The organism is Pikeienuella sp. (assembly GCF_046290545.1).
In the GTDB taxonomy this organism is placed as follows: domain Bacteria; phylum Pseudomonadota; class Alphaproteobacteria; order Rhodobacterales; family Rhodobacteraceae; genus Pikeienuella.
Genome location: NZ_JBKAGV010000004.1, coordinates 157,523 through 182,934, shown reverse-complemented (window position 1 = coordinate 182,934; position 25,412 = coordinate 157,523). Strand labels below are relative to the sequence as shown.

Annotated in this window: 28 protein-coding genes and 2 tRNA genes; 14 read left to right on the top strand and 16 right to left on the bottom strand. The window is 71.8% G+C overall.

Annotation, left to right across the window (positions count from 1 at the left end):
* The first annotated feature begins 44 nt into the window (after positions 1–44).
* Both ACE37J_RS01715 and ACE37J_RS01710 read left to right on the top strand, forming a co-directional pair.
* A complete protein-coding gene (locus tag ACE37J_RS01715; protein ID WP_409706059.1) occupies positions 45–461 on the top strand; it encodes an Hsp20 family protein in 417 nt (138 codons plus the stop codon).
* Between the two features lie 33 nt (positions 462–494).
* On the top strand, positions 495–710 hold the full coding sequence (locus tag ACE37J_RS01710; RefSeq protein WP_409706056.1) for a DUF1150 family protein: 216 nt from the start codon (positions 495–497) through the stop codon (positions 708–710).
* A gap of 12 nt (positions 711–722) precedes the next feature.
* Here the strand turns inward: ACE37J_RS01710 and ptsN are convergent, their stop codons facing one another.
* From ptsN to ACE37J_RS01660, 10 genes are all read right to left on the bottom strand, one after another.
* Positions 723–1,187 carry a PTS IIA-like nitrogen regulatory protein PtsN gene (gene ptsN, locus ACE37J_RS01705; protein WP_409706053.1) on the bottom strand — a complete coding sequence of 155 codons (465 nt, stop codon included), beginning with the start codon at positions 1,185–1,187 and terminating at the stop codon, positions 723–725.
* Between the two features lie 30 nt (positions 1,188–1,217).
* The gene (gene hpf / locus ACE37J_RS01700; protein ID WP_409706050.1) at positions 1,218–1,784 is read right to left on the bottom strand and encodes a ribosome hibernation-promoting factor, HPF/YfiA family; all 567 of its coding nucleotides are present in this window, start codon (positions 1,782–1,784) and stop codon (positions 1,218–1,220) included.
* 94 nt (positions 1,785–1,878) lie between these two features.
* Positions 1,879–3,375, bottom strand: a complete 1,497-nt coding sequence (gene rpoN / locus ACE37J_RS01695; RefSeq protein WP_409706047.1) for an RNA polymerase factor sigma-54 — start codon at positions 3,373–3,375, stop codon at positions 1,879–1,881.
* A 51-nt stretch (positions 3,376–3,426) separates the two neighbouring features.
* Positions 3,427–4,197 (bottom strand): LPS export ABC transporter ATP-binding protein, encoded by a 771-nt coding sequence (gene lptB, locus ACE37J_RS01690; protein WP_409706044.1) that lies wholly within the window; start codon positions 4,195–4,197, stop codon positions 3,427–3,429.
* Between the two features lie 3 nt (positions 4,198–4,200).
* Positions 4,201–4,719: a lipopolysaccharide transport periplasmic protein LptA gene (gene lptA / locus ACE37J_RS01685; protein WP_409706041.1), complete on the bottom strand. Its 519-nt coding sequence runs from the start codon at positions 4,717–4,719 to the stop codon at positions 4,201–4,203.
* A gap of 9 nt (positions 4,720–4,728) precedes the next feature.
* Positions 4,729–5,343, bottom strand: a complete 615-nt coding sequence (locus ACE37J_RS01680) for a hypothetical protein (RefSeq protein ID WP_409706038.1) — start codon at positions 5,341–5,343, stop codon at positions 4,729–4,731.
* Positions 5,340–6,332 carry an SIS domain-containing protein gene (locus ACE37J_RS01675; protein WP_409706035.1) on the bottom strand — a complete coding sequence of 331 codons (993 nt, stop codon included), beginning with the start codon at positions 6,330–6,332 and terminating at the stop codon, positions 5,340–5,342. The genes ACE37J_RS01680 and ACE37J_RS01675 overlap by 4 nt, the downstream gene beginning before the upstream one ends.
* Before the next feature lie 4 nt (positions 6,333–6,336).
* Entirely contained in the window at positions 6,337–6,951 is a 615-nt protein-coding gene (locus tag ACE37J_RS01670) for a ribonuclease D (protein ID WP_409706032.1), read from the bottom strand.
* A gap of 27 nt (positions 6,952–6,978) precedes the next feature.
* A tRNA-Leu gene (locus tag ACE37J_RS01665) sits at positions 6,979–7,065 on the bottom strand.
* Between the two features lie 42 nt (positions 7,066–7,107).
* Positions 7,108–7,722, bottom strand: coding sequence for a hypothetical protein (locus ACE37J_RS01660; RefSeq protein WP_409706029.1), 615 nt, complete (start codon positions 7,720–7,722; stop codon positions 7,108–7,110).
* 121 nt (positions 7,723–7,843) lie between these two features.
* Here ACE37J_RS01660 and ACE37J_RS01655 point away from each other — a divergent pair, with 121 nt between their 5' ends.
* Complete coding sequence (locus ACE37J_RS01655; protein ID WP_409706026.1) at positions 7,844–8,839, top strand: complex I NDUFA9 subunit family protein; 996 nt, start codon at positions 7,844–7,846, stop codon at positions 8,837–8,839.
* A 17-nt stretch (positions 8,840–8,856) separates the two neighbouring features.
* Here the strand turns inward: ACE37J_RS01655 and ACE37J_RS01650 are convergent.
* Positions 8,857–8,933: transfer RNA gene (locus ACE37J_RS01650), tRNA-Arg, on the bottom strand.
* Positions 8,934–8,950: 17 nt separating this feature from the next.
* Positions 8,951–9,259 carry an ETC complex I subunit gene (locus ACE37J_RS01645; protein ID WP_409706024.1) on the bottom strand — a complete coding sequence of 103 codons (309 nt, stop codon included), beginning with the start codon at positions 9,257–9,259 and terminating at the stop codon, positions 8,951–8,953.
* A 133-nt stretch (positions 9,260–9,392) separates the two neighbouring features.
* Between ACE37J_RS01645 and uvrB the strand changes: the two genes are divergently transcribed.
* From uvrB to ACE37J_RS01625, 4 genes are all read left to right on the top strand, one after another.
* Positions 9,393–11,561, top strand: coding sequence for an excinuclease ABC subunit UvrB (uvrB, locus tag ACE37J_RS01640; protein WP_409706021.1), 2,169 nt, complete (start codon positions 9,393–9,395; stop codon positions 11,559–11,561).
* 141 nt (positions 11,562–11,702) lie between these two features.
* Positions 11,703–12,275, top strand: coding sequence for a hypothetical protein (locus ACE37J_RS01635; protein WP_409706017.1), 573 nt, complete (start codon positions 11,703–11,705; stop codon positions 12,273–12,275).
* Positions 12,276–12,341: 66 nt separating this feature from the next.
* Entirely contained in the window at positions 12,342–13,949 is a 1,608-nt protein-coding gene (locus ACE37J_RS01630; RefSeq protein WP_409706014.1) for a methyl-accepting chemotaxis protein, read from the top strand.
* Between the two features lie 59 nt (positions 13,950–14,008).
* Positions 14,009–14,557: a tetratricopeptide repeat protein gene (locus ACE37J_RS01625; RefSeq protein ID WP_409706011.1), complete on the top strand. Its 549-nt coding sequence runs from the start codon at positions 14,009–14,011 to the stop codon at positions 14,555–14,557.
* Positions 14,558–14,566: 9 nt separating this feature from the next.
* Here the strand turns inward: ACE37J_RS01625 and ACE37J_RS01620 are convergent, their stop codons facing one another.
* Positions 14,567–14,833, bottom strand: coding sequence for a hypothetical protein (locus ACE37J_RS01620; RefSeq protein WP_409706008.1), 267 nt, complete (start codon positions 14,831–14,833; stop codon positions 14,567–14,569).
* 228 nt (positions 14,834–15,061) lie between these two features.
* Here ACE37J_RS01620 and thrC point away from each other — a divergent pair, with 228 nt between their 5' ends.
* Genes thrC through ACE37J_RS01605 form a run of 3 tightly spaced genes read left to right on the top strand, consistent with a single transcriptional unit; the run spans position 15,062 to position 18,292 of the window.
* Positions 15,062–16,447, top strand: a complete 1,386-nt coding sequence (gene thrC / locus ACE37J_RS01615; RefSeq protein WP_409706005.1) for a threonine synthase — start codon at positions 15,062–15,064, stop codon at positions 16,445–16,447.
* Complete coding sequence (locus tag ACE37J_RS01610; RefSeq protein WP_409706002.1) at positions 16,444–17,703, top strand: M16 family metallopeptidase; 1,260 nt, start codon at positions 16,444–16,446, stop codon at positions 17,701–17,703. Before thrC ends, ACE37J_RS01610 begins: the two co-directional genes overlap by 4 nt.
* A gap of 4 nt (positions 17,704–17,707) precedes the next feature.
* Entirely contained in the window at positions 17,708–18,292 is a 585-nt protein-coding gene (locus tag ACE37J_RS01605; RefSeq protein ID WP_409705999.1) for a GNAT family N-acetyltransferase, read from the top strand.
* Between the two features lie 4 nt (positions 18,293–18,296).
* Here ACE37J_RS01605 and ACE37J_RS01600 read toward each other — a convergent pair whose 3' ends face one another.
* The gene (locus ACE37J_RS01600) at positions 18,297–18,878 is read right to left on the bottom strand and encodes a YqgE/AlgH family protein (RefSeq protein WP_409705996.1); all 582 of its coding nucleotides are present in this window, start codon (positions 18,876–18,878) and stop codon (positions 18,297–18,299) included.
* 92 nt (positions 18,879–18,970) lie between these two features.
* On the opposite strand from ACE37J_RS01600, the gene ACE37J_RS01595 reads away from it, so the two are divergent.
* Genes ACE37J_RS01595 through ACE37J_RS01580 form a run of 4 tightly spaced genes read left to right on the top strand, consistent with a single transcriptional unit; the run spans position 18,971 to position 23,520 of the window.
* Complete coding sequence (locus ACE37J_RS01595; RefSeq protein ID WP_409705993.1) at positions 18,971–19,795, top strand: protein-disulfide reductase DsbD domain-containing protein; 825 nt, start codon at positions 18,971–18,973, stop codon at positions 19,793–19,795.
* Between the two features lie 53 nt (positions 19,796–19,848).
* Positions 19,849–21,894: a DNA helicase RecQ gene (gene recQ / locus ACE37J_RS01590; protein ID WP_409705990.1), complete on the top strand. Its 2,046-nt coding sequence runs from the start codon at positions 19,849–19,851 to the stop codon at positions 21,892–21,894.
* On the top strand, positions 21,891–22,751 hold the full coding sequence (locus tag ACE37J_RS01585) for an alpha/beta fold hydrolase (protein WP_409705987.1): 861 nt from the start codon (positions 21,891–21,893) through the stop codon (positions 22,749–22,751). The genes recQ and ACE37J_RS01585 overlap by 4 nt, the downstream gene beginning before the upstream one ends.
* A 31-nt stretch (positions 22,752–22,782) precedes the next feature.
* On the top strand, positions 22,783–23,520 hold the full coding sequence (locus tag ACE37J_RS01580; protein WP_409705984.1) for an FkbM family methyltransferase: 738 nt from the start codon (positions 22,783–22,785) through the stop codon (positions 23,518–23,520).
* 237 nt (positions 23,521–23,757) lie between these two features.
* Here the strand turns inward: ACE37J_RS01580 and xdhC are convergent, their stop codons facing one another.
* Entirely contained in the window at positions 23,758–24,492 is a 735-nt protein-coding gene (xdhC, locus tag ACE37J_RS01575; protein WP_409705981.1) for a xanthine dehydrogenase accessory protein XdhC, read from the bottom strand.
* On the bottom strand, positions 24,489–25,094 hold the full coding sequence (locus ACE37J_RS01570; protein ID WP_409705978.1) for a glutathione S-transferase family protein: 606 nt from the start codon (positions 25,092–25,094) through the stop codon (positions 24,489–24,491). The genes xdhC and ACE37J_RS01570 overlap by 4 nt, the downstream gene beginning before the upstream one ends.
* Positions 25,095–25,412 lie beyond the last annotated feature (318 nt).

Genomic DNA, 25,412 nt, shown 5'->3' with positions numbered 1-25,412 from the left:
TCAGGGCCCGCGCGCGCACGTCGCTTGACCAAGGACCGTGACAGATGAGCCGCATGAGCTTCGCCCAGCATCCCTTTCTTCTCGGCTTCGAACAGCTCGACCGCCTCGTCGAGCGGACGCAGAAGGCGGGGGGGGACGGGTATCCGCCCTACAATATCGAGCAGCGCGGCGAGACGGCCTATCGCATCACCCTCGCCGTCGCCGGCTTCGCGGAGGACGACCTCGCCATCACGGTGGAGGACCGCCAGCTCGTGATCCGCGGCAAGCAGGCGCCGGAGCCGGAGGGCAGGGTCTTCCTCCACCGGGGCATCGCCGCGCGGCAGTTCCAGCGCAGCTTCGTGCTTGCGGACGGCGTGGAGGTAGCCGGGGCGAATCTCGCCAACGGCCTCCTGCATGTCGATCTCGTCCGCGCCGAGCCCGAGACCGTGATCCGCAAGATCAGGATCGGCGGCCGCGACTGAATTTCCAACGCCCGCTCAGAGGAGGAGGCGACCATGACCGACAGGTTCAACCCCAGCGCCCCCGGCGCCGAGAAGATCGTCTATGTCCGCCAGGTGCGGCCCGACGAGATGCCGCCCGAGGCGGCCGGCGCCGCGGCGCTCTATGCGATCCATGACGAGGCGGGGAACCGCATCGGCCTCGCGCCCCGGCGCGACCTCGCCTTCATCGCGGCGCGCCAGCACGACCTCGCGCCCGTCAGCGTGCATTGAGGGAGGGCGGCCTCAGGCCGCCTTCGAATCCACCGGGTTGGTGAGGACGGCGTAGATCGCCGTCGCCCCGTCCGCCCCCCGAACCTTGGCGCAGACCGAAGCGTCCCGCAGGGAGCGGGAGATGCGGGCGAGGGCGCGGAGATGATCCGCCCCCGCCTCGCCCGGCGCGAAGAGGGCGAAGACGAGGTCCACCGGCTCCCCGTCCGCCGCGTCGTAGTCGAGCGGCTTCTGCAGGCGCGCGAAGACGCCCACCACACGGTCCAGCCCCTCGATCCGGGCATGCGGGATGGCGACGCCGCGGCCCATGCCGGTGGAGCCCAGCCGCTCCCGCTCCAGCAGCGCCTCGAACGCCCCCCGCGCGTCCAGCCCGTAGGAATCCGCCGCGCGCTGGGAGAGTTCCTGCATCAGGTGCTTCTTGCTCGTCGCGTTCAGCGCGGGCTGAAGCGCGCCGGGCGAGAGAATGTCCTTCAGGTCCATATCGGCCTCCGGATTTCGCCAGCGCCTGTTTCAGGCCGCCTTGTCGTCAGGGTCGATCCAGCCGATGTTCCCGTCTTCCCGGCGGAAGACGACGTTGAGCCGGCCATGCGCATCGTTGCGGAACATCAGGAACGGCGCGTTCTCCAGCTCCATCTGCATCACCGCCTCGCCGACGGTGAGGGAGCGGAGGCGCGTCTTGGTCTCCGCGATGACGACGGGGTTGAGCGTCTCGACATGCTCGTCCTCGTCGGTCGCCTGGGCGATGACATAGGCGGCGGCCGGGATCTCCCCCGCCGCCTCGCCGCGATGCTGGGTCAGGCGGCGCTTGTAGCGGCGCACCTGCTTCTCGATCTTCTCGGAGACGCCGTCGAAGGCCGCGTAGATCTCGTTCGCCTTGTCGGAGGCGTTCGCCGTCAACCCGCGGGCGAGCTTCACCACCGCGTCGGCGCGGTAGCTGTGGGCGTCGCGGCTGAAGGTGACCTCGGCGTCGATCACGACATCGGCGTATTTCGAGACTGCGGCGAGAAGTTCCGTCTCCACATGGGCGCGGAGGGCGTCCCCGATGTCGATCTGACGGCCTGTCACCTGAATCCGCATGTTCCGCTCCGCGCTTCGCCCCCGGGCCCGCCGGGAGGCGGATACCTATGGGGGGCTCCCGACCGAGTCAACCGACCCGCCCGGGCGCACGCCTTCAACGGACCAAGGCGTTCGCCTTCATCCGTTTGCGCTGCGCCGAGGACGGGATGCTCATGCCTTCACGGTATTTCGCGACCGTCCGCCGCGCAATATCGACGCCGTTTTGTTTCAGAAGCGTGACGATCCTGTCGTCCGAGAGCGGCCGCGCCGCATCCTCCGCCTCGATCAGCGACCGGATGCTGTGCCGCACAGCGGCGGCCGAGACGGCGTCGCCCCCGTCGGCCGCGGCGATCGCCTGGGTGAAGAAGAACTTCAGCTCGAAGGCCCCGCGCGCGCAGGAGAGGTATTTGTTGGCGGTGACGCGACTCACGGTTGATTCGTGCATCTCGATCCGCTCCGCCACCGCGCGCAGCGTCATCGGCGAAAGGGCGGAGACGCCGTTCTCGAAGAAGCCGGACTGGAGGCGGACGATCTCCGTCGCCACCTTCAGGATCGTCCGCGCCCGCTGGTCGAGCGCGCGGAGCAGCCAGTCCGCATTCTGGCGGCACTCGGCGAGATAGGCGCGCGTCTCGGCCCCGCCCTCCGCCGCGAGGCTGACGGCGTAGCGACGGTCCAGCAGCAGGCGCGGGAGCGCGTCCGCGTTCAGCTCGACGGCCCAGCCGCCATCCGGCGCGCGGCGGACGAAGACGTCCGGCGTCACCGTCGCGGCGAGGCCGCCGGAGAAGGCGGAGCCCGGCCGCGGGTCGAGCCGCCGTATCTCGGCGATCATCTCCGCGAGATCCTCGTCGTCGACGCCGCAGGCCGCGCGCAGCCGGTCCATCCGGGCGGCGGCGAGATCGTCGAGCCGCGCGAGCAGCGCCTCCATCGCCGGGTCCAGCCGGTTCCGCTCCCGCAATTGCAGCGCGAGGCATTCGCGAAGGTCCCGCGCGCCGATCCCCGCCGGGTCGCAGGCCTGCAGCGCGGCCAGCGCCTCGGCGACGAGATCGCCCCGGGCGCCGAGCCGGGCGGCGAGATCGTCGAGATCGGCGCGGAGATAGCCGGCGTCGTCCAGCTCGTCCACGAGCAGGGACGCGAGGGCCCGCGCCGCCGGCCGCGCGGCGAAAAGCGCGATCTGCGGGAGGAGGTGGTCGCGCAGCGTCGTCGTCGCCGCCGTCCGCTCCGCGAAACTCTCCTCGAACGGATCGGTCGCGCCGCCCCCCCCGCCGTCCCGGCCGCCGCCGCCCGGGCCCCAGAGGCCGGATTCGTCCGTCGTCCGGGATTCGGCGCCTTCATAGAGATTGTCCCGGCCCGTCTCGAAGATCTGCTCGGCGGCGCCCGGATCCTCGCGCGCGATGGCGCGGTCCACCCCTTCCGCCGCATCGCCGCCGGGCGAAGCGGCCGCCTCGCCGCCGCCCTCGTCGATGTGCAGGAGCGGGTTCTTCTCGGCCTCCTCGGAGAGATAGGCGGCGACATCGAGGCCGGACATCTGGAGCAGACGAATCGCCTGCTGCAGCTGGGGCGTCATCACCAGCTGCTGGCGCTGTCTGATCTCGAGGCGCGGCCCGATCTTCATTCCCAGCCCCCGGCTTCTTTCCGACCGGCCGGAAGCGGGCGAAGCCGCGCTTCAGATCCGGAAGCCCTCGCCCAGATAGACCCGGCGCACGGCTTCGTCCCGCACCACGTCTTCCGGCGTTCCGCTCATCAGGACGAGCCCGTCATGCAAGATGTATGCCCGATCGATGATCTCCAGAGTTTCCCGCACATTGTGGTCCGTGATCAAGACCCCGATATCGCGATCTTTCAGATGTTTGACGAGAGTGCGGATATCCGAGACCGCGATCGGATCGACGCCGGCGAAGGGTTCGTCCAGCAGCACGAAGGCGGGGTTGGAGGCGAGGCAGCGCGCGATCTCCACCCGCCGCCGCTCGCCGCCCGAAAGCGAGGTGGCGGGCGCGTGGCGGAGGCGCTCCACCGCGAATTCCTCAAGGAGCGAATCGAGCCGCGCCATCCGCTCCTTCCGGTCCGGGGTCGAGAGTTCGAGCACGGCGAGGAGGTTCTTCTCCACCGTAAGCCCGCGAAAGATCGAGGCTTCCTGCGGCAGATAGCCGATGCCGAGCCGGGCGCGCCGGTACATCGGCAGGCGCGTCACGTCGCGCCCGTCGATCTCGATGCGCCCGTTATCCGGCGTCACGAGACCGGTGATCATGTAGAAGGTCGTCGTCTTTCCCGCGCCGTTCGGGCCGAGGAGGCCCACCGCCTCGCCCCGCCGCAATTCGAGATCGACGCCGCGGACGACCTGCCGCCCGCGATAGGCCTTCACGAGCCCGCGCACGACGAGGCCCGGCGCGGCGTGGGACGCGCGCGCTTCTGCCGGGGGCGGCGCTTCCCGGTTCACGCTTCAGTCCGCCGGGGCCTGCGGCGCCGGGGTGAAGACGCTCTGAACGCGGCCGCCGCCGCCCTCCACCTTGCCCTGCCCGGTATTGAGGTCGATGGCGAGGGTCGCGCCCTTCACCGCGTTGCCGCCCTGCGTGAGCGTCACGCCGCCGCTCATGGCGATCCGCCCGGCGGCCACGTCGTATTCCGCGTAGTCGCCCGCCGCCGTCTCCGCCCCGTTGGCGAGGAAGACGGAGCCGCGCGCCTCGATCCGCCGGATCTGCCCCGTCTCGCCGCCGCCCTCGCCGTAATTCACCTCCAGCTCGTCCGCGGTCAGCCGGAGCGTCCCCTGCCCGGCGACGACGCCGCCGCGGAAGATCGCGATCTTCTCGCCCTCGCGCACTTCGAGGCTGTCCGCCGCGATCTCGATCGGCAGCGTCCGGTCATGGCGGAAGCCGCCGAAGGGCCCCGAGGATTGCGCCGCCGCGCCGGCCGCCGCCAGCATGAAGGCCATCGCCGCCGCGCGGCCGAACCCGAACCTCATCTCGCCTCCCTAACCCCGCTCAGCCGCCATCGCCGCGCTGTCGATGCGGACCTTAACCGCTTCCTCGAACCAGATGTAGGCGCCATCGCCATCCGGCGCCCGTTCCGCGCGGAGCCGCTTCGCCACGATGCGCCCGAACGGCCCCTCGGCGGAGACCCCGCCGGAGGCGTCGAGCCGCTCGGCCCCGAGGTCGAGCCGCGCCTCTTCCGCCGCGAGCGCATAGCCGTCCGAGGTCTCGACCCTGACGCCGCCGGAAAGCTCGACGCGATCCTCGCGCGGCAGAAGCACGCCCGAGGCCGCCGAGGCGGTGACGGCGCGCCCGTTCTCAAGGTCGATCCGCGCCTCCGCCGCTTCGAGCCCGACCCGCTCGGGCCGCGGCCCGTCCGGCGTCGCGGAGGCGGCGGAGACGGTAAAGGGCTCGCCCCGCTTCGTCGCGCCGGTGAAGCGGGGATTGGCGATCTTCAGCCCTTCGTCGAGCGCGGAAAGGTCCACCCCGTCGAAGCTGATCCGCCCGTCGAACCGGGCGCTGGAAAAGATGAAGAGCGAGGCGAACACGGCGAGCGCGAAGAGCGGCAGGGCGATCTTCAGGCCCATGACGAGCCGCCGCCGGCCCGCCTCCCTCACGTCACCCCGGCGCGCAGCGCATCGTGCATGTGCAGGACGCCCGCCGGCGCGCCGGCCTCGTCCTCGGGGTCGACGACGAAGAGGCAGGTGAGGGGCCGTTCCGGGTCGTTCATCCGGCCCACGGCGGCGGAGACGAGCATGTCCGGCGCGATCGTCGCCGGGCGCCGCGTCGCCACGTCGCCCGCCGCGCAATCGAGCAGCCGCTCCATGTTGCGCCGGAGGTCCCCGTCGGTGATGACGCCGACGAGCCGGCCCGCTTCGTCCGTCACCCCGGCGATGCCGAAGCCTTTCGAGGTCATTTCGATCAGCGTCTCGCGCATCGGCGTCGTCTCGCGCACCAGCGGCATCTCCCGCCCGCGGTGCATGATGTCGGATACCTTCACTAGCCGGGCGCCGAGCGCGCCGCCGGGGTGGAACTCCCGGAACATCTCCGGCGTGAAGCCGCGCCGCTCCATCAGCGCGACGGCCAGCGCATCCCCCAGCGCCATCGTCAGCGTCGTCGAGGTCGTGGGCGCGAGCCCGGCGGGGCAGGCCTCCTCCGCCCGCGGCAGGAGGAGCGCGACATCCGCCGCCTTCAGGAGCGCGCTCTCGGGCCGGCTTGCGACGCCGATCAGCGGGATGCGCCGGCGCGCGGCGTAGGAGATGACGGGCGCAAGCTCCGCCGTCTCCCCCGAATTGGAGAGGACGAGCGCCACGTCCCGCGCCGTCAGCATGCCGAGGTCGCCATGCGCCGCCTCGGAGGCGTGCAGGAACTGGGCCGGCGCGCCGGTGGAGGCGAAGGTCGCCGCCACCTTCCGCGCGACATGGCCGGACTTGCCGATGCCGCAGACGACGATCCGCCCCGGCGCCGCGATCAGAAGCTCCACCGCCTCGGCGAAGGCGGCGCCCAGCGTCTCGGAAAAGCCCGTCAGCGCCGCGCCTTCGAGCGCGAGGACGCGCCGCCCGGCGGCGATCGTCGCCTCCCGGTCCGCTTCGTCCAGCCTCGGCATCGGCTCATTCATGGCTGAAGATGTCCACCCCGTCCCACCCGGCGAGGTCCAGGAGGGCGCGGTCGGGCAGATAGGCGAAGGCGGCGGCGGCCAGCGCCTCCCGCCGCTCGCGCGCGAGGCGGCGCTCCAGCTCCGCCTTCAGCGCATGGAGATGGAGCACGTCGGAGGCGGCGTAGGACTGCTGCGCCTCGGTCAGCGCCTCCGCGCCCCAGTCGCTCGATTGCTGCTGTTTCGAGAGGTCGACGCCGAGCAATTCCTGCGTCAGCGCCTTCAGCCCGTGCCGGTCGGTATAGGTGCGCACCAGCTTGGAGGCGATCTTGGTGCACCAGACGGGGCGCGCGGCGACGCCGAAGCGATTCGCCATCACCGCGATGTCGAACCGGCCGAAATGGAAGAGCTTGAGCGTTCCCGGATCGGCCAGCATCGCCGTCAGCCGCGGCGCGGGGGCGCCGCCCGGCCGGATGCGCACGAGATGCGCGTCCCCGTCCCCCGCCGAAAGCTGGACGAGGCAGAGACGGTCCCGATGCGGTTGAAGGCCCATCGTCTCGGTGTCGATGGCGACGACGGGCCCGAGGTCGAGCCCCTCCGGCAGGTCGTCGATGTGAACGTGAATCGCCATCCGGCCCTCCGCCCCGCCGCCGGCGCTTGGTGCCCAGGAGAGGACTCGAACCTCCACGTCCATACGGACACCAGCACCTGAAGCTGGCGCGTCTACCAATTCCGCCACCTGGGCAACTGGGGCGAGAGCGCCGTTTACGCCGGGCGCGGAAGGCTGTCAACGGGGGGCGCCGGCCCCCTGCCGCGCCCCGAAATAAGCCTCCCCGGGCAGGAAGCGGGCGAGCCGCGCGGCCTCGGCCCAGCGCTCTTCCTCCTCGCCCTCGCCGATCATCACCACCGCGTCGCGCGGCAGGCGCAGCGGCGCGAGCGCTGCGAGGATGCGGGCGCGCGCGAGGCCCCAGGAGGCGCCCCGCTCCGGCGCCGGGGCTGCGGCCTCGATCCGCGCGCCGGTCGCGGCCTCGAGCTCGGCGCGGAACGCCTCCGCCGGCTCCTCGGGCGGGGAGAGCGCGAGCCGCCCGGCCCCTTCGAGCCGCCGCAGCTTCTCCGCCACCGCCGGCGCCGCCTCCAGCTCCCGCGCCAGCCGCAGCTGGAGCCCGCCGACGGTGAAGAGAAAGCCCGTTATGTCCCGCCCCGAGCCGAGCAGGATGGAGGCGTATTGCGGATAGGCGAGGCCGAGCGCCTGCGCCCGGCGCACCCGCAGCCGCACGATCTCCACGGGGACGCGGGCGCCGATCAGCTCTTTCCGCGCCTTCTTCCAGGCGTAGCGGCGAAAGCCGCGCCCGCCGTCCAGCGACGGCCCGTCATTGTGCCCGATCCCCACGATGCGCGTCATGGCCCCTCCGTTTCGCCGGGAAGCCTGCCGCGGCGGCGGCGGCGCGTCAACGCGAGGGCTTGAGCCTTTCGGCCCCCTCGCACTACATGACGCGGCAACGCACCTGCGAAGGGACGGAGAGATGACAGCTGCATCCGCGCCGATCGTGGCGATCTTCGGGGGCTCCGGCTTCGTCGGCCGCTACATCGCCCGGCGCATGGCGAAGCGCGGCTGGCGCGTGCGCGTCGCCGTCCGCCGGCCGAACGAGGCGATCTTCGTGCGGCCCTATGGCGATGTCGGGCAGGTCGAGCCGATCCAGGCCAATATCCGGGACGACGCCTCGACCCGCCGCGCCATGGAGGGCGCGACCGCGGTGATCAACTGCGTCGGCATCCTCTATCAGGACAGCCGGCAGCGGTTCGACGGCGTGCAGGCCGAAGGCGCGGCGCGCATCGCCCGGCTCGCGGCGGAATGCGGCGCGGCGCGGCTCGTCCACATCTCCGCCATCGGCGCGGACGCGAATTCGGAAAGCGCCTACGCCCGCACAAAGGCGGCGGGCGAGGCGGCGGTGCGGGAGGCGTTCCCGAACGCCGTGATCCTTCGCCCCTCCATCATCTTCGGGCGGGAGGACCAGTTCTTCAACCGCTTCGCCGCGATGGCCCGCCTTTCCCCCGTCGTGCCGCTCATCGGGGCGGAGACGCGGTTCCAGCCGGTCTATGTCGACGACGTGGCCGAGGCCGCCGCCCGCGGCGCCGAGGGCGCGGCGGCGCCCGGCCTCTATGAGCTCGGCGGCCCCGAGGCCTACACGTTCCGCGCGCTGATGGAGCTGATGCTGAAGGAGACGCGGCGCCGTCGCCTCCTCCTCCCCGTCCCCTTCTTCGCCGCGAAGATCATGGCCTCCGTGCTCGACACGATCCAGGGAATCACGCTCGGCGTGCTCGCCAACAGGCAGATCACGCGGGACCAGGTCTCGCTCCTGCGGGGGGACAATGTCGTCTCCGAAGGCGCGAAGGGCTTCGCCGATCTCGGCATCGAGCCGACGGGGGTGGAGAGCGTGGTGGGCGAATATCTCTACGCCTACCGGCCCTACGGCCAGTATGACGCGATCACCGAATCGGCGGCGCGCCTGAAGGGCTGAAAGCCGCGCCGACGCGGTGGCGGCCCCGGCAGGACTCGAACCTGCAACCTCGGACTTAGAAGGTCCTTGCTCTATCCGGTTGAGCTACGGGGCCGGAGGGGGCGCGGGGCCTCAATGGGTCCAGGAGCCCCGGCGGTCATGTGCGAAATTGCCGCCATATCCGCCCGGCTTGATGACCGGCGCGCGCCGCTTCGGCTCCTCGACGCGATAGGCGAGGCCGTGCGTCTCGGCATAGGCGACGGCAGCCTCCTTCGTCTCGAACCGGAGGCGGACCTGGCCGTTCATGTCCCCCGACCCGGTCCAGCCCATCAGCGGGTCGATCCGCTTGGCCTGGGCCTGGTCGAATTCCAGCGTCCATTCCCGCTTCGCCTGGCCGGACTGCATGGCGGTCTTCGCGGGCTGGAAGATGCGGGCGAGCATGGGCGGCCTCGGGCTGGTTGTCGACGCCCCGCTTATGCGGGAACGGCGCGCGGCGCGCAAGGAAAACGGGGCGCGGGCCTGTTGCCGCATCCTGTCACGGGGCCTAGGTAGAGCGGTCAGGAAAGGCGCGCCCATGACCGTCGACACCCTCGTCACCGTTCCCCTGCCCCGCCGCCGCGAGAAGCTGGAGGGCGGCGTCCGCATCGTGATGGAGACGCCGTTCCAGCCGGCGGGGGACCAGCCGGCGGCGATCGCGGAGCTTGCGGCGGGCGTCCTCGCCGGGGAGCAGGACCAGGTGCTGCTCGGCGCGACCGGCACGGGCAAGACCTACACGATGGCGAAGGTGATCGAGGCGACGCAGCGCCCCGCCATCATCCTCGCCCCGAACAAGACGCTGGCGGCGCAGCTCTATGGCGAGTTCAAGTCGTTCTTCCCGAACAACGCGGTCGAGTATTTCGTTTCCTACTATGATTATTACCAGCCGGAGGCCTACGTTCCGCGTTCCGACACCTACATAGAGAAGGAGGCGCAGATCAACGAGCAGATCGACCGGATGCGCCATTCCGCCACCCGCGCCCTGCTCGAACGGGACGACGTGGTGATCGTCGCCTCCGTCTCCTGCATCTACGGCATCGGCGCGGTCGAGACCTACGGGGCGATGACGCAGGACCTGAAGGCGGGGGAAAGCTACGTCATCCGGGACGTGATCCGCGAGCTTGTCGCGCAGCAATACCGGCGGAACGATGCGGGTTTCCAGCGCGGCTCCTTCCGCGTGAAGGGCGACACGGTGGACCTCTGGCCCGCCCATATGGAGGACCGCGCGCTCCGCTTCGCCTTCTTCGGCGACGAGCTTGAGGCGATCTCGGAATTCGACCCGCTGACGGGGGAGAAGACGGGCAAGCTGGACCGCGTGCGCATCTACGCCAATTCGCATTACGTCACCCCGCGGCCGACGCTCAACCAGGCGATCAAGCAGATCAAGGCGGAGCTGCAGACGCGGCTCGACCAGCTCATCGCCGAAGGGCGGCTCCTCGAGGCGCAGCGGCTGGAGCAGCGCACGAATTTCGACGTGGAGATGATGGAATCGACCGGCTCCTGCGCCGGGATCGAGAATTACAGCCGCTACCTCACCGGCCGGAAGCCGGGCGAGCCGCCGCCCACGCTCTTCGAATACATCCCCGACAACGCCATCGTCTTCGCGGACGAGAGCCATGTCTCCGTCCCCCAGCTCGGCGCGATGTACAAGGGCGACTTCCGGCGCAAGATGACGCTGGCGGAGCACGGTTTCCGCCTGCCCTCCTGCATGGACAACCGCCCCCTGAAGTTCGAGGAATGGGACGCGATGCGCCCGCAATCCGTCTTCGTCTCCGCGACGCCGGGGGGCTGGGAGCTGGAGCGGACGGGCGGCGTCTTCGCGGAGCAGATCATCCGCCCGACCGGACTCATCGACCCGCCGGTGGAGGTCCGCCCGGTCGAGACGCAGGTGGACGACCTTCTCGACGAAGTGAAGCGCGTGGCGCTGGCCGGCTATCGCAGCCTCGTCACCGTGCTGACGAAGCGCATGGCGGAGGACCTGACCGAATATCTCCACGAGCAGTCCGTCCGCGTTCGCTACATGCATTCGGACATCGACACGCTGGAGCGGATCGAGATCCTGCGGGACCTTCGGCTCGGCGCCTTCGACGTGCTCGTCGGCATCAACCTGCTGCGCGAGGGGCTCGATATCCCCGAATGCGCGCTTGTGGCGATTCTCGACGCGGACAAGGAGGGGTTCCTCCGCTCCGAGACCTCGCTGGTGCAGACCATCGGCCGCGCCGCGCGGAACGTGGACGGGCGCGTCATCATGTATGCGGACCGCGTCACCGGCTCGATGGAGCGCGCGATGCGGGAGACGGACCGGAGGCGGGAGAAGCAGCTCGCCTACAACGCCGCGCACGGCATCACGCCCGAGAGCATCAAGTCGAAGATCGGGGACATCCTCGGCAGCGTCTACGAGCGCGACCATGTCACGCCCGACATCGGCAAGGGCAAGGCGATGGTCGGCGGCAACCTGAAGGCGCATCTCGACGCGCTCAGGAAGGACATGATGAAGGCCGCCGAGAACCTCGAATTCGAGGAGGCGGCGCGGCTGAGGGACGAGGTGCGCCGGCTTGAGGCGGTGGAGCTGGCCGTGGCGGAAGATCCCCTCGCCCGGCAATCGGCGGTCGAGGCCGCCGCTGCGCCCGAACGCGCGAAGGGCCGCTCGCAGGCCGGGAAGGCGGGCACGCGGGTCTATCGGGGCAAGAGCCGGCCGAAAGGGTAGCGGCCCCTCCCCGACGGTGGAATTTTACACGCCCCGTCACGCCGCGTTGACAGCTTCGAAAGGTCTCTCACCGAGGTTAATGGCAGCGGCGCCCCGATGGTTTCGTGATGTGTCCGGGGCGCGCAGATAAGGAGAGAGACAATGTTCAAGGCCAAGTGCATTCTCATCCCCGTGCTCCTCGCCGCCGCGCCCGCGGCCGCGAACGAGTTCGAGGGCCCGCTCCGCGACCTCGCCGAGACGAAGGTGCGCGCGCTCGTGCAGGACCCGGCGATCATCGCCGCGATCGTCGAGCAGAACGCCCGGCATGAAGGGCTGACGCAGGCCGATATCGACGCGATGGACAAGGCCTGGCGCGCCGAGGTCGGCGCGGGCTCGACGCCGACGATCTCGCCGGTGGCGGATCACGCCGTCTCCGCGCTTCTCCGCGACATGGTCGAGGCGGGCGGCGGGCTCTACACCGAGATCTTCGTGATGGACAATCGCGGCCTCAACGTCGCCATGTCCGACACGACCTCGGATTACTGGCAGGGCGACGAGGACAAGTGGAGCCTCACCTACGCCGTCGGCCCGGATGCGATGGACATCAGCGACATCGAGCTCGACGAGTCGACCCAGACCTACCAGAGCCAGATCAGCGTCGCGATCGTCGATCCGGCGACGGGCCAGCCCGTCGGCGCGGCGACCTTCGGCGTGAACGTCGAAGCGCTCGAATAACCTCAACCGCATTCGTCTGAAGCCCAGCGGCGCCCGGAGCTTTCCGGGCGCACGGAGGACCATTGCATGACGCTCAGGCAGAAAATCGCCCTCGCCCTTGCGGCGGGCATCCTGGCGACGTCCGGAACGGTGATCGGCGGCGCCGTCTTTCTCGGCCTCTCGGCTGCGAAGCAGGCCACGGCGGCGCGCGCCGACGTGCTCGAAGGCCTTCTCGCGGAAAATGCGGCGGGCGCGGTCCGCTTCGGCAAGGCCGACGCGCTCGGCGGCCCGGCCGGCGCTCTCCTCGAAGGATCGGACGGAGAGGTGGAGGCGCTCTTCTTCTATGGCAAGGAGGGCGCGCTGATCGCGGCCTTCCCCGAGGGCGCCGCCGAGAGCGGCGCGGCGGAAAGAGCGGCGACCCTGCTCTCCGGCGCCGAACCCGGCTTCGATCTCGCAACGATGCTCGGCGGGCAGGCGGTGCGGTTCGGCAAGGACAACGAGGTCGTCGGCGCGCTCGTCACGCGCTGGAGCCTCGAGCGGGCGATGGCGACGGAGATCGCGGGCCTGCCCGCGCGGCTCGGCCTCGCGGCCGCAAGCGCGCTCGTCGTCACGCTTCTGCTTCTGGCCCTCTTCGAGCGGATGATCTTCCGCCCGTTCCGCGACCTCGGCGAGGCCGCCCCGAAAGTGGCGAGCGGCGAGGCCGGCGACCTGCCGCATCTCGACCGGAAGGACGAGATCGGCGTCGCCATGCGCGCCCTCGCCGCCCTTCGCGAGACGATCGACCGCAGCGCCCGCATGGCGGAGCGGATCGCCGGCGGCGATCTCACGGCGACGGCTCAAAAGGCCGCCGCCGGGGACCGGCTCGGCGGCGCGCTCGGCGACATGAGCGGGCGGCTCACCGGCGTCCTCGCGGTGGCGGGGGAGAGCGCGGGCTCCGTCGCGGACATGAGCGGCGACATGGCCTCGCTCGGCTCCGAGCTTCGCGACGCGGCGCACCGCCAGGCGGCGGCCGTCCACGAAGCCTCCGCCGCGGTCGAGGAGGTCGGCGCCACGATCCGCCGCACGTCGGAGCACGCGCGGGAGACCGAGGGCATCGCGACCGGCGCCGCCGAGCAGGCCCGCGTCACCGGCGCGACCGTGTCCGAAGCCATCGCGGCGATGACCACCATCGCCGAGCGAATCACCGTCGTGCAGGAAATCGCCCGGCAGACGGACCTCCTCGCCCTCAACGCGGCCGTCGAGGCGGCGCGGGCGGGGGAGATGGGCCGCGGCTTCGCGGTCGTCGCTTCCGAGGTCCGGAAACTGGCCGAGCGGAGCCGCGTCGCCGCCGCCGAGATCGGGGATCTCTCGCGGAAGACGGTCACGGTCTCCGGCGAGGCCGGAAAGCGGCTCGAATCGCTCGCCCCGGAGATCGCGCGCACGGCGGAACTGGTCCGCGACATCGCCGCCGCGGCGCGCGAGCAGGAGATCGGGGCGGACCAGATCGGCAAGGCGGTGCTGGAGCTGGAAGGCGTGCTCGGCCGCAACGCGGCGATGGCGGACCAGGCCGTCTCCCTCTCCGGCGGGCTCGCGGAGCGGAGCGCGGCGCTCCGCGACACGATCAGCTACTTCCGGAGCGACGAGGCCGAGCCGGCCGCCGCGCCCCGGGACAGGGCTCCGCAACCGGACGACGAAACGGGCGCGCTGGCCGCCTGAGCGCTCACGAAACGGCGAGGAGGCTTGATCGAAGCGGCGCGGCGGGATTTTCTGCCGGGATGCGCGCGATCCTTCTCCTCCTCGCCGTTCTCTTCGCCGCGCCCGCCGCGGCGCAGATCGCGGAGGCCGACCGGGCGGTCCTGCTCGACGAGGCCTTCGCCGACCTCTCCGCCGCGCCGGACGAGAACGCGGCTCAGAAGGCCGAGGCCGAAATCTGGTCGATCTGGTTCATCGGGCCGGACGAGGACGCGACCGCCCGCCTCGCCGCCGCCTCCGCCGCGATCCGCGCGGGCGATGCGGTTTCCGCCCGGATCATCCTCGAAAAACTGATCGAGACGCATCCCGGCTTCGCCGAGGCGTGGAACCAGCTCGCCTTCGCGAAATTCCTGTTGGGGGACCCTTACGGCTCCCTCGCCGACATCGACGCCGTGTTGCGGCGCGAGCCGCGGCATTTCGGGGCGCTTGCGGGGCGCGCGCAGATCGAGATTCGGCTCGGCCGGCGCTATGCCGCGGAAAAGACGATGGGCCGGCTCGGCGCGCATCATCCCTGGATGGCGCGGCGGAGCGCCATTCCGGCCAATCCGCCGCCCCCGCCGCCGCCGATCTGAGCCTCAGGCTCAGAACAGGAAATCGTCCGCGCCGGGCTCGACCGAGGCCTGGACGAGTTCCCCGTCGCTCTGGAGGCCCGCTTCGCGCACCACCTCGGCGGACGCTTGCCCTCCATCACCGACGACGCCGGCGCTCATGCTGCTGATGAGCCCGTCTTTCATATCGATCTGCTCGCCCGCCCGCCCCGTCGCCTTGAAGTCGAACGAGTCGTCGGAAGTCTTTTCATATTTGACGCTGATATGCTCGAAGTTGAGGCTAAAGCTTTCGGTCGCCATCTTCGTCTCCCTTCAGGCGCTGTCTCTCGCGCTTCACGCACATGGCGAGCCCGTACGCGATTGAAAGCCGCGCCGTGACCGATGGTTGACGGAGATCACGAGCCGGTTGTCCCGCGCCGTCTCCGTGACAAAGGTCACCGCCCGCCGGCTGTCGCCCTCCGCCTTTCGCGTTGTTCCGGCCGGAATGCGCCGCTATACCGCCGCGATCCCGAGAGCGGACGGTCACCCATGCGCTACATCTCCACACGCGGCGGCGGCGCGCCGCTCGACTTCGAAGCGGCGATGCTTTCGGGCCTCGCGCGCGACGGCGGGCTCTACGTTCCCGAAAGCTGGCCGACGATGCCGCGGGAAGAGATCGCGGCGCTGGCCGGCGCGCCCTATGAGGAGGTCGCGTTCCGCGTGATGCGCCCCTTCATCGGCGGCGCCTTCTCCGACCCGGAGTTCCGCGGCCTGATCGACGCCGCCTATTCCGGCTTCGGCCACCGGCTCCGCGCGCCGCTCGTCCAGATCGGGGAGGAGACCTTCCTGCTCGAACTCCATCACGGCCCGACCCTCGCCTTCAAGGACGTGGCGATGCAGCTCATAGGGCGGCTCTTCGAGGCCGCGCTCGCCCGGAAGGGGGAGCGGGTGACGATCGTCGGCGCCACTTCGGGCGACACCGGCTCCGCCGCGATCGAGGCCTTCCGCGGCTCCGCCGTCGCCGATTGCTTCATCCTCTATCCGCATGGCCGCGTCTCCGAGGTGCAGCGCCGGCAGATGACCACGCCGGCGGAGCCCAACGTCCACGCCATCGCCGTGGAGGGGGATTTCGACGCCTGCCAGGCCGCCGTGAAGGCCATGTTCAACGACCATGAGTGGCGGGACAGGATGCGCCTCGCCGCCGTCAACTCGATCAACTGGGCGCGGGTGCTGGCGCAGGCCGTCTATTACTTCACCGCCGCCATCGCCCTCGGCGCGCCCGGCCGCGCCCTCTCCTTCGCCGTGCCGACCGGCAATTTCGGGGACATCTACGCCGGCTACGTCGCGAAGCGGATGGGCCTGCCCGTGGACCGGCTCGTCATCGCCACCAACCGTAACGACATCCTGCACCGGACGGTGGAGACGGGCCTGCACGAGAAGCGGGGCGTCGCGCCCACCTCCTCGCCCTCGATGGACATCGAGGTCTCCTCGAATTTCGAGCGGCTGCTCTTCGACCTCTACGGGCGCGACGGCGCGGCGATCGCCGCCCTCATGGCGCGGCTCGGCGGGAACGAGGCGGGGTTCGCGCTTTCACAGGAGGCGCTCGCCGCGCTCCGCGCCGGATTCGGCTCCGCCCGGTTCGACGAGGCGGAGGTCTCCGCCCTCATCGGCCGGCTGCACCGGGAGACGGGGCAGCTTCTCTGCCCGCACAGCGCCATCGGCGCCGGCGCCGCGCTCGCCCATCCCGGCCCCTCCGTCGCGCTCGCCACCGCCCATGCCGCGAAGTTCCCCGACGCGGTGGAGGCGGCGAGCGGCCTCCGCCCCGCCCTGCCGCCCCGCATGGCGGACCTTTACGAGCGCCCGGAACGCATTACCGTGGCCCCGAACGACATCGAGGCGCTGAAGGCGCTGATCGAAGGAAAGTCCCGCGCATGACCATCCGCCTCACAACGCTCCCCAACGGGCTCCGCGTCATCACCGAGGCGATGCCGGGCCTCGGCTCTGTCGCGGTCGGGGTCTGGGTGGCGGCGGGGTCGCGCAACGAGGGGGAGGCGGAGAACGGCGTCGCCCATTTCCTCGAACACATGGCGTTCAAGGGCACGGCGCGGCGCAGCGCGCTCCAGATCGCGGAGGCGATCGAGGATGTGGGCGGCCATCTCAACGCCTATACGAGCCGGGAGGCGACGGCCTATTACGCCCGCGTCCTGAAGGAGGACGCCTCCCTCGCGCTCGACATCATCGCGGACATCCTCACCGAGCCCGTCTTCGCGCCCGAGGAGATCGAGCTCGAACGCGGCGTGATCCTGCAGGAGATCGGCCAGGCGCTCGACACGCCGGACGACGTGATCTTCGACTGGCTGCAGGAGACGGCCTATCCCGGCCAGCCGCTCGGCCGCCCGATTCTCGGCCCGGCGGAGCGGGTGCGCGCCTTCGGCGAGGCGGAGCTCCGCGGCTTCGTCGCCCGCCATTACGCGCCCGACCAGATGATCCTTTCCGCCGCGGGCGGCGTCGACCATGACGCCATCGTGCGGGAGGCGGAGACGCGCTTCGGCCATCTCGCCCCCAGCCCCGCCCCGGCGGGGGAGGCCGCGCGCTATCTGGGCGGGGAGCGGCGGGAGGTGAAGAAGCTCGAACAGGCGCACATGGCCATCGCCTTCGAGGCGCCCGCCTGGAAGGACGAGACCTATCACGCCGCGCAGCTGATGAGCGTCGCGCTCGGCGGCGGCATGTCCTCCCGCCTCTTCCAGGAGGCGCGGGAGAAGCGCGGGCTCTGCTACACGATCTTCGCGCAGGCCGGCGCCTTCCTCGATTCGGGGCTCCTGACGATCTACGCCGGCACCGGCGCCGCGGAGGCGAAGGCGCTCGCGGAGCTGACGGCGGACGTGATCCGCGGCGCCGCCGAGGGCCTCAGCCAGGCGGAGCTGGACCGGGCGCGCGCGCAGGTCCGCGCCGGGATCGTCATGGGCCTCGAAAGCCCGTCGGCCCGCGCCGAGCGGCTGGCCCGCTCGCTGATGATCTGGGGCGAGGCGCCGGACCTTGCCCGCACGATGGAGAAGATCGACGCGGTGAGCGTCGCGGACATCCGCGCCGCCGCCGCCCGCCTCGCCGCCGGGCGCCCCGCCCTCGCCTGGTACGGGCCCGTCAAGCGGGCGCCCGACCTCGCCGCCTTCGAAGCCCGCCTCGCCGCCTGAACGGATGTTCGGGCTCTTCGAAGGGCGGGAGATCCGGATCGAGACCGGGCGCCTGATCCTCCGCCCGCCGCGCCTCGAAGACCATGCCGCCTGGGCGAACGCACGGCGCGACAGCCGGGAGCATCTCGCCCCCTGGGAGCCGACATGGGCGGCGGACCACCTCACCCGCGGCGCCTTCCGGCAGCGCGTGCGCTGGGCCCGCGCCGCGATCCGGAAGCGCCAGGCCTGGCCCTTCCTCATCTTCCTCGCGGAGAGCGGCGCGCTCGTCGGCGCCGTGACGCTGGACAATGTGCGCCGCGGCCCGGCGCAGGCCGGCACGCTCGGCTACTGGACGGCGGCGGCGCATCTGCGGCGCGGCTACATGCTCGAAGCCCTCATCGCCCTCCGCGCCTTCGCCTTCCGCGAGCTCGACCTGAGCCGGTTGGAGGCCGGATGCCTGCCGGAAAACGCGGCCTCCCGCGCGCTGCTCGAAAAGGCCGGGTTCCGGCTTGAGGGAACGGCGGAGGCCTATCTCCAGATCGCCGGGCGCTGGCGCGACCACGCGCTCTACGCCGCCCTGCGGCCGGATCGCCGCTCCGCGCCCGCGTGAGGCGTCAGGCCGTGCCGCCGACGGCCGAGAGCGCGGCCGGGTCGATCCCGAGCTTGGCGAGCGCGGCGGCCCATTTCACCCCGTCATCGGCGCCGAAGATGATCTCCTCGTCGGCGTCGCAGGTGAGCCAGCCGTTCTGCTTCAGCTCCCCTTCGAGCTGCCCGCCGCCCCAGCCGGAATAGCCGAGCGCGATCATGCAGCGGCGCGGCCCCTGCCCCGCCGCAATGGCCTTCAGCACGTCCACCGTCGCGGTCATCGAATAGGAGCCGTCCACCTCCAGCGTCGCCTCGGGCGCGCCCCAGTCGGCCGAATGGAGCACGAAGCCGCGGCCCGTCTCGACCGGCCCGCCGTAATGGATCGCGCCGCCCGCGCCGGGGCCGGGCTCGATCTCCAGCTGGCGGAAAAGGTCTTCCCGCTTCACCGAGCCCGCCCGCCGGTTGACCACGAGGCCGAGCGCCCCGTCCTCCGAATGCGCGCAGAGGAAGACGACCGTCTTCTCGAACCGCGGGTCGCCCATGCCCGGCATGGCGATCAGCAGCTTGCCGCTGAGCCCCTCCGCGCCCGTCTCGTCGTCGATCCTGTCCATGACGGAAAATTGCGGTGCGCCCGCCCGCGGATCAAGCCCGCCGTCTCCGATATGTGAGCCCCGGAAACATGCCGGGGCGGTATTGTCGCCCCATGAAAACCGATTCGAATCTGAAGCGCGCGGCGATCGGGCTCGCGGCCCTCTCCCTCTTCGCCGCCGCAAGCGCCGGCGCGCAGGGGTTGTTCGACGACGCCGCCCCCCCGAAGGCGGAGGCGCGCCTCGTGGCGGGATGGGAGGAGGCGGAGGGGCTGCGCCTCGCCGGGCTCGTCGTCGATCTCGCGCCGGGGTGGAAGACCTATTGGCGGAAGCCGGGCGAGGCCGGCATCCCGCCGAGCTTCGACTGGTCGGGTTCCGAGAACCTCGCCGGGGTCGAGGTGATCTGGCCGGCGCCCGTGGCCTTCCACACCTTCGACATGCTGACCATCGGCTACAAGGACCGGATGACGCTGCCGCTGCGCATCGCGGCGGAGGACCCGTCTCGGCCCGTCCGCCTCTCGCTCGCGCTCTTCTACGGGCTTTGCGAGGATATCTGCATACCCGCCCGCGCCGACCTCTCGCTGGAGATCGCGCCCGGCGCCGCCCCGGCGGGAGCCGCGGCGCTGAAGGCGGCGCTGGAGGCGGCCCCGGCTCCGGCCTCCGGCGCGGCGCGCTGCGCCTTCGACCAGACAGCCGCCGTCGGGCGGCTGGAGACGCGCATCGCGCTGGACGAGGCGCCGGCCTCGGCCCCGATCGTCGTCGCCGAGGGGCAGGACGGCCTCTGGTTCGGCCCGATGGAGGCGCGGATCGAAGGCGAGGAAATCGTCGCCGCCGGCTCGATGGAGATGGAGCCCGGCCTCTGGATCGACCGCGGCGCGATCCGGCTGACGCTGATCGGGGATGGCGGGGCCGCGGAGATTCTCGGCTGCCCCGCCGGATAGGGCGGGCGCGCGGCGCCTTGCCCCGCCCCGCCCCCGCGCCCTAAACCCGGCGCATGGATTCCGCCCGCGCCCTCCTCCGCTCCACCTTCGGATTCGACGATTTCCGCCCCGGGCAGGAGGAGATCATCTCCGCCGTCATGGCGGGGGAGGACGTGCTGGCGATCATGCCGACCGGGGGCGGCAAATCCCTCTGCTACCAGCTTCCCGCCCTCGCCCGGCCCGGCCTGACGCTCGTCGTCTCCCCGCTCATCGCGCTTATGCGGGACCAGGTGGAGGCGCTCCGCCGGATCGGCGCGCCGGCCGGGGCGCTCACCTCCGCCAACGACCCGCACGAGACGGAGGAGGTCTTCGCCGGGATCGATTCGGGCGAACTGAAGCTCCTCTACCTCGCGCCGGAACGCCTCGGCGCCGCCGCCCCGCTCCTCGCCCGCGCCGGGGTGACGCTGATCGCGGTGGACGAGGCGCATTGCGTCAGCCAGTGGGGGCATGATTTCCGGCCCGATTATCTCAGGATCGGCGCGCTGCGCGAGCGGCTCGGCAACCCGCCCCTCGCCGCCTTCACCGCGACGGCGGACGAGGAGACGCGGGGCGAGATCGCGGCGAAGCTCTTCGCCGGCCCGCCGCGCATCTTCCTCCGCGGCTTCGACCGGCCGAACATCCATCTCGCCTTCGCGCCGAAGGATCAGCCCAGAAAGCAGCTCCTCGACTTCGTGACGCGGCGAAAGGGCCGCTCCGGCGTCGTCTATGCGGGCTCGCGCAACAAGACGGAGGTGCTGGCGGAAGCCCTCCGCGCCGCCGGGCTCCCCGCCCTGCCCTATCATGCCGGGCTCGACCCTGACGTGCGGCGGGAGAATCAGGACCGCTTCCAGCGGGAGGACGGGGTGGTGATGTGCGCCACCATCGCCTTCGGCATGGGCGTGGACAAGCCGGACATCCGCTATGTCGTCCACGCCGACCTGCCGAAATCGGTGGAGAGCTATTATCAGGAGATCGGCCGCGCCGGGCGGGACGGCGCGCCGGCAGAGACGCTGACGCTCTACGGCCTCGACGACATCCGCCTCAACCGCCAGCGGATCGAGGAGAGCCCGGCGCCGGAGGAGCGGAAGCGCGCGGACCATGCAAGGCTCGACGCCCTCCTCGCCCTCGCGGAGGCGCCGCGCTGCCGCCGGCAGGTGCTGCTCGCCTATTTCGGGGAGGAAAGCGCGCCCTGCGGCAATTGCGATTGCTGCCAGACCCCGCCGCCCCTTTTCGACGGGACGGAGGCGGCGCAGCTCGCGCTCTCCGCCATCTGGCGGACGGAGGAACGCTACGGGCAGGACCATGTCATCTCCGTCCTTCGCGGGGAGCCGGGCGAGAAGAGCGCGCGGGCGGGGCATGACCGGCTCGCGCTCTGGGGCAAGGGCGCCGACCGTTCGAAGGACTGGTGGCGCGGCCTGATGCGGCAGATCTACGCCCTCGGCCTCGTCCGCATCGATCAGGAGCGGCACGGCGCCTGGATGCTGACGGAGGCGGCGCGGCCCGTCCTCCGCGGGGAGCGGCGGCTCGAACTGAGGGAGGCGACGGCCCGCCCGAAGGCGCGGGACGCGCGGCCCGCCCCCGCCGCGCTGGTGCGGGCGGAGGACGAGGCGCTCTTCTCCCGCCTCCGCGCCCTCCGCGCCCGGCTGGCGGCGGAGCAGGGCGGGCCGGCCTATATCGTCTTCTCCGACCGGTCGCTGATCGACATGGCGGAGAGGAAGCCGAGGACGCTGGACGAATTCGCCGCCTGCCACGGCGTCGGCGCGCAGAAGCTCGCGCGCTACGGCGCCGCCTTCCTCGCGGAGATCAGGGGCGCGCCGGAGGAGCCGGCCCATCCCGCCCGCCGCCGCGCCGCGCTGAACGGCTCCGGCGCGCTCGTGGACGCGCTCCACGAGGCGCAGATCGCCCTCGCCCGCGGCGCGGACGGGACGGAGAAGCCGCTCTCCTGCACGCAGGCGACGCTGGCGAAGATCGCGGAGGAGCGGCCGGGCTCCCTCGCGGCGCTGGAGCGGATCCAGGGCATGGGGCCGGCGAAGGCGGCGCGCTTCGGCCCCGCCTTCCTCTCGATCATCGCGGCGGGATGAGCGGCGCGCCGCTCTGGCTCCGCCTCGCCGTGGGCGCCGCGAGCCGTATCGCGCCGGAGCGGACGGCGCGGCTCGCCCACCGGGTCTTCCGCCGCCCCGCCATCGCCCGCCGGTTCGACAGCGGCCAGCGCGCCATGCTGACGGAGGCGGAGGCGCTGCTGGCGGGGGCCGAGGAGATCTTCGCCGAAACGCCCTCGGGCCGCCTCCGCGCGCTCCGCTTTCCGGGCGCGCCAGGCGCGCCGCTCACCCTCCTCCTCCACGCCTGGACGGCGGATGCGCGCGCCATGGCCGCCTTTGTCCCGCCGCTTCGCGAAGCGGGCCATGCGCTCCTGATCCCGGACCTGCCGGCCCATGGCGGCTCGGAGGGGCGGGAGACGGACGCGCCCGCCTCCGCCCGCGCCGTCGCCGCGCTCCTCGAAAGCCTTGGCGCGAAGCCCGATTTCTTCCTCGCCCATTCCTTCGGCGGCGGCGTCGCCGGGCTCCTCGCACTGGACGGAATCGCCCCGCGCCGCTTCGCCTGCATCGCCTCGCCCTCGACGCTCCGCGCGGTCACGGACGATTTCGCCGCCGCCTTCGCCCTCCCCGCGCGAGCCAAGGCCGCCTTCGAGCGGCTGACGGAGGAAACGGCGGGGATGAGCCTCGATGCGCTCGACGGCCTCCTCATCTGGCCCGGGAAGCTGACCGAAATCCTCCTCCTCCACGCCCCGGAGGATTCCGAAATCGCCTATCGGGAGGCCGAACGCCTCGCGACCCTGCCCAACGCCCGGCTCCATCCCCTGCCCGGCCTCGGCCACCGGGACGTGCTCTGGCGCGAGGAAAGCGTCTCCGCCGCCGTCCGGTTCCTCCTCTCCGCTTGACGCGGACCGGCGCATCGCCAACTTCCCTCCCATGTCCACCCCCTCCCCCGCCCTTCGCGGAGTCTTCCGCTCGCTCCGCCTCTACCGGGCGGAGGCGCATCTCCTGAGCCTCGCCGCCTTCCTGCCGGAGGTCGCGCCGGGGGCGCGGCTCGTCTTCGATATCGGCGCCCATGCGGGGGACCGGGTGCGCGCCTTCCGCGCGCTCGGCGCCCGCGTCGTCGCGATGGAGCCGAACCCGCTCATGCTCCGCGCGCTTCGCCTCATGCACGGGCGGGACGATGGGGTGAGCCTCGTCGGCGCCTGCGCCGGGGCGGCGCAGGGGCGGGCGACGCTGCGGCTCAACACGGCGAACCCCACCGTCTCCACCCTCGCCGCCGGCTTCACGGAGGCGGCTTCGGGCGCGCCGGGATGGGAGGGGCAGGTCTGGGACGATGCGCTGGATGTGGAGGTGACGACCGTCGCCGCCCTCGCCGTCGCGCATGGCCAACCCGATTTCGTGAAGATCGACGTGGAGGGGTTCGAAGCCGAAGTGCTGCGCGGGGTCGCGGAGCCCCCCGCCCGGCTCTCCTTCGAGATCGTGACCATGGCCCGCCCCGCCGCGCTGGAGGCGCTCGAAGCCGCCGCGGCGCTCGGCTATCGCCGCTTCCGCCTCACGCTGGGCGAAAGCCATGTCTGGGAGACGGACTGGCTCGACCGGGCGGGCATGGAGGCGAAGCTCCGCGCCCTGCCCGACCGGGCGAATTCGGGGGACGTGGTCGCGGCCATATGATCCTGTCGCACGAGCGGAGCGCGAAGGGCCGCGGCGGCCCCTTGGCGGACGCTTCGAAACGATGGAGCGGCGGCGCTTTATCTCGCCATGAACTCCGACGTCCGGGCGACTTCCAACGTCGCGATGCGTCCGCCCCCCCGCAGGGGCGGCCGCGGCCCGTGCTGGTCGCACGGGCCAAGAGTCTCGGGGGGAGCGCGGCGCCTTCGCCCGGCCGGTTGCTCCGTGTCGGCTTTCCGCTCAGCGCCCGAAAAGCGCCGCGGAGACCTCCGCGGCGGCGGCGAGGGCGATGATCTCCGGCCGCTTGTCCCGCGGCCCGGCGGCGCCGATCGGGCAGACGAGCCCCGCATCGGAAAGCCCCGCCTCGCGGAGCCGCGCCGCCAGCACGGCGCGTTTCGTGGCGGAGCCGATCATGCCGACATGGGCCGCGTCCCCGCGCCGGAGCGCGGCCTCTGCGATCAGGAAGTCGAGCGCATGGTCATGCGTGAGGATGACGAAGGCCGCCCCCGCCGGCGCCGCCGCGACCTCCGCCTCCGGCAGCGCCGTCTCCACGATGCGGCAAAGCCCGGCGAGCGGCGCGAGCCGCGCGGCCCGCTCGTCGACCACGGAGAGCGAGAGCGGCAGCGGCGCCAGCGCCCGCGCCAGCGCCGCGCCCACATGCCCGGCTCCGAAGATCAGCGCCGCCGGTCGCGGCGCGGGCTCCGGCGCCGGCGCGCCGCGGGTCAGCCGCAACGTCACCCGCCCGCCGCAGCACTGGCCGATATCCGGGCCGAGCGGCTGGACGATCTCCCGCTGCGCCTCGCCCCGCGCCAGCATCTCCCGCGCCGCGGCGACGGCCAGCCATTCGAGCGCGCCGCCGCCAATAGTCCCCGTCTCGCCGGAAGCGCTCACCAGCATCGCCGCTCCCGGCTCGCGCGGGGCGGAGCCGGAGACGGCGACGACCTCGATCAGGACCGTGTCCGGCCCCGCGCTCACGCGGCGGCGGCGCGGGCCTTGGCGACGGCCTGCCAGCCGGGCCGCGCGCGCACCAGCGCCATGTAGTCGGCGACCGCGCCCTCCGGCTCCGGAAAGCCCGTCGCCTTCGCCCAGCCGCCGAGATGGCCGGCGATGATGTCCGCGATGGTGAAGGTCTCGCCCATCAGGAACGGCCCGTCGCCGAGCAGCGCGGCGAGCGCGGCGAGGGCGTTGCGGAAATCGTGATGGCAGGCGGGGAGGATCGCCTCCTTCGCCCGGAGCGCCTCGGGCAGGATGAAGCTGTGCTTCGCAGCCGTCCAGAGCGGCTGCTCGAAATCGTCGATCAGGAAGCAGACGACGCTCATCAGGCGGGATCGTTCGGGGGAGCCGGCCGGGAAGGTCAGCATCCCGTGCTTGTCCGCAAGGTGGAGGAGGATCGCCGTCGAATCGAACACCGCCGTCTCCCCGTCGAGGAGCGCGGGGACCTTGCCGAGCGGATTGACCGCCTTCAGCGCATCGCTGTGCGGCTTGGCGGCGACGATTTCGTAGGGGGCGCCGATCTCCTCCAGCGCCCACATGACGCGGGCGGCGCGGGAGGCGGGGGAGCCGTAGAGCTTGTACATGCGGGATCGTCCTGTCGGATCTTGTCTCAGGGCGGCGAGCCCGTCGCGACCGTGGGTCTGTGATCCTCGCGAGCCTGGTTTACCAGGTGGGCGCCAGGTGCATAAGGCCAGGGCCGAACACAGAGCCAGCTCCCGCGAGAAGTTTTACGGCCGGCAGGATTCACGTTCCGGCACGGGAAGGACAGAACTCGCCTCGTCCACAGATAGGGCGCCGGGAGGCGGAGGGGAAGCGGCAAGCGCGGGGGCGTCCGAGGGCCGCGTTGCGCCCGTCTCCGGCACCGCCCATACTGGCCCGAAAGAAACGAAGCGGGCGAGAGG